Raw genomic sequence first — 3,106 nt, 5'->3', positions numbered from 1 at the left:
CAATATTTGGGAAAACATCTCAATGCCTCGACTTCGCTCGGCATTGACACTGAGCAAAGTCGAAGTGTCAACGGTACTGTTGGGCAAACAGAAACCGACCCAAACGCCTTGGGAGAGTCCGGCCTCTGGATTCTTAATGGAAACATTGAGAATCTAAGTTGTCTCGTTGAACAAGGAATTTCTAACAGCAATGTGGAAAGAATCCACCGTCACAGCGCAGCTTGACGGTGGGAGTATGTCAAAATAAGCCTAAGTCGAAAGTAGAAAAACTTATTTCTCTACAGGGAGAAACAATTACACTAACATTCTATGAAATATTGGCAGGAAATTTTAGCGATCGCTCAACGAATTTTAGTAGAATTAATCCGGCGCGGGCGTAGCTTAATCCTCTGGGGCATTTTCCCGATCCTTGTCCTGCTCTTAAATGGCTATATTATGGCAGAAAAAGGCAAAATTGAGCTTGCCGAGGCGATGGCTCTGGCTACTCCTCCCACCCTCGTCGGGGCGGCACTTTTCTTTAGTTGTTTGGGGGGAACCGTGGCGACGGTAGTAGCAGAAAGGGAACAACAAACGATTAAACGGTTATTTTTATCGCCTTTAAGCGGTGTTTCCTATTTTATCGGCATTTTTCTCGCCCATTGTGCGATTGCCGCCTGTCAGACAGTTTTAGTTTATTCTATTGCTAAACAGTATGGAGCCACTTTTAAAGGCTCAATTCCTCTAGAATTATTAATTATTTTTCTTAGTATCACCGCCTATGTGGGTTTAGGATTTATCCTCGGTACTCAACTGGCGAAAAGAACAGAAGATGTTAATGCTTTGGTGGGAACTTTTGGGGTTCCTTTATTAATTTTAGGCGGCGTTTTTCTCCCGACTGCTTTATTCCCCGACAATATTCTATCTCTGGCTAAATATAACCCGATCTACCACATGAATGAAGCTTTAATTGCTGTTTGGGCAAAGGGCGAAAATCTACAAGATATTAGCTCTCATTTTCGCTTTCTCTGTCTTTTTGCTCTAGCTATGGTAGCAGGTGGTTGGCTTACCTATCGACAAATGTTAAACCTTGAACGCCGACTGTAAATCAGTTATCAGTTATCAGTTATCAGTTAGAAAAGGCAAGAGTATTCATTAATTTGTCTTCCCATATCTTCCACTCCCTAATCCTGTCCCCTGTCTCCTGACTCCTGACTATCCTTGTTACTTTATTAAAAATGCTGACTATTAATAATGTCAAAAAAAATTACGGAAGACGCTTAGTATTAGATCAATTAAACTTTCATATTGAAGCGGGGGAAATTTACGGTTTACTCGGTCCCAATGGTGCGGGAAAAACCACCACTATTAACTTAATTTGTAATTTATTAAAACCCTCATCGGGAGAAATTGCCTTTAATTATTTGCCAATTTCCAGAGTTACTAAAGAATTAATTGGGGTTGCCCCGCAGGAAAATTTGTTGTACAAATCCCTTACTTGTGAGGAAAATCTCAACTTTTTTGCTCAGATTTATGGACTCGATCGCCACCAGCGTCGTCATCGGATTAAAACCAGTTTATCCGCAGTAAATTTGCTTGATCGCGCCCGTAGTCCGGTGGAAACTTTAAGCGGTGGAATGCATCGCCGGATGAATATTGCCGTGGCTATTGTTCATCAGCCAAAATTATTAATTCTCGATGAACCAACTACTGGTTTAGACATCGAATCTCGCTATGAAATTTGGGATTTAATCGGAGAATTACGTCGCCAGGGAATGACAATTTTATTAACTACCCATCTCCTCGATGAAGCACAGCGTCTCTGTCAACGTATCGGGATTTTAAAACAAGGTCGTATTATTGCCGAAGGTAATTTAAATCAGCTGCGTCAGCATATTCCTGCGAAAGAAATTATTATCATGGATACCCAGGATCAAGAAGCGGCAATAAATCGAGGTAAACAATTAGGATTTACTCCCAAATTTTACGGAAAAGATTTAGCTTTTTGGTTACATGAACATCTAGAATTAAGCGAGATTATTCAGGCATTCGATGGCATTAATATTGATTCTATCTCCCGTCAGACGATACAGTTAGAACATATTTATATGGAAATTATGAATCAATTTTAAACCCGTTTTTGAAAATTCAGGTTGATGATCGGCATTTTTTTCAGTAATTGGCCTCAATTAAGCTAAATCGCCGTTTTTTACCGTCATGATCATCTATAATTTTTAGATAGGTTCTATTAATTGGAGACAAAATCAATGATGAAATTAACCTCTATCACTGGGTTATTGAGTCTATCGGCGGTATTATTAAGCTCACATCTACCGGCAGCGGCGCAAAATTGTCGGCCACTGTCTTTATTAGGGGGTGAAGGTAGTGAAATTACCAAAACCGTCTCGCAACCCACTATTCCAGGTCCTTTCGGTGTCACCATAACTCGTAATAATTGGAATACCGATTGGGCAGTTCCGGGGGGTAGAAGTTTTCAGAGGTTTATCGTTACGGTTTCTGTTCCCCGGGCTGCCTCCTTTGATATCCGGCTGTTTCTCAAGTATAGCGATCAAACTAACGAGGAATTTTTTAATACTAATGGAGTACGAATCGAACCCGATAAACCCTTAACAATTACTGCCACAGTACGGGCAAATGATCAACCTTTTTTAGTCAATCTTTTTGTCAATGGTATTCAGCACATCGGTAATACCTACACCGCTTCTGTTGTCGGTTGTGAACGATAAAATATATAGGGTGTGCTGAAAAAGTTTTTTCTGGGGGCAGGGTGTGGGGTTTTAAGCTAAGAGGCATTTTAAGGCTCTTCGGTTTGTGTTATGCAATGGACGGGGGTTATAAGGGATGGAACCATTATATAGAAAGGCATTTAGCGATTTTTGTCAATTGTTTGTGATCTAGAGCGAACTAATCAATTAAGTCTCTTACCAGATCAGGATTTAGTTGATTTATGCCCCCCTATCGAACCATACCAAGTAACGAAGACCCCATTTTAATCGCCTATCCGATTAGCTGAATCTCTGCCGCCCCCCAACCTAGGGTTGATTCATTTAAATTAAGTACAGCTGATTTTGAGTCAATAAATTTGAATGAAAATTCTCAAGTTTATCTT

3 protein-coding genes and 1 pseudogene are annotated in these 3,106 nt (G+C 40.3%); all 4 read left to right on the top strand.

The window, feature by feature from the left end; genetic code table 11:
- A pseudogene (locus tag IM477_RS07650) lies at positions 1 to 225 on the top strand (RNA-guided endonuclease TnpB family protein); the annotation flags it as partial.
- Between the two features lie 84 nt (positions 226 to 309).
- Positions 310 to 1,083 carry an ABC transporter permease gene (locus tag IM477_RS07645; RefSeq protein ID WP_002761938.1) on the top strand — a complete coding sequence of 258 codons (774 nt, stop codon included), beginning with the start codon at positions 310 to 312 and terminating at the stop codon, positions 1,081 to 1,083.
- Positions 1,084 to 1,214: 131 nt separating this feature from the next.
- The gene (locus tag IM477_RS07640; protein ID WP_287731201.1) at positions 1,215 to 2,108 is read left to right on the top strand and encodes an ABC transporter ATP-binding protein; all 894 of its coding nucleotides are present in this window, start codon (positions 1,215 to 1,217) and stop codon (positions 2,106 to 2,108) included.
- Between the two features lie 135 nt (positions 2,109 to 2,243).
- On the top strand, positions 2,244 to 2,723 hold the full coding sequence (locus IM477_RS07635) for a hypothetical protein (RefSeq protein WP_079209131.1): 480 nt from the start codon (positions 2,244 to 2,246) through the stop codon (positions 2,721 to 2,723).
- Positions 2,724 to 3,106 lie beyond the last annotated feature (383 nt).

Source organism: Microcystis sp. M090S1 (genome assembly GCF_020246295.1).
Classification (GTDB): Bacteria; Cyanobacteriota; Cyanobacteriia; order Cyanobacteriales; family Microcystaceae; genus Microcystis; species Microcystis aeruginosa.
The sequence above is the reverse complement of the archived record's forward strand: the minus strand, read 5'-3'. Positions and strand labels throughout refer to the sequence as shown.

Coding starts and splice junctions, on each gene's coding strand:
- IM477_RS07635 (WP_079209131.1), top strand. CDS start 2,244: ATGATGAAATTAACCTCTATCACTGGGTTATTGAGTCTATCGGCGGTA.
- IM477_RS07645 (WP_002761938.1), top strand. CDS start 310: ATGAAATATTGGCAGGAAATTTTAGCGATCGCTCAACGAATTTTAGTA.
- IM477_RS07640 (WP_287731201.1), top strand. CDS start 1,215: ATGCTGACTATTAATAATGTCAAAAAAAATTACGGAAGACGCTTAGTA.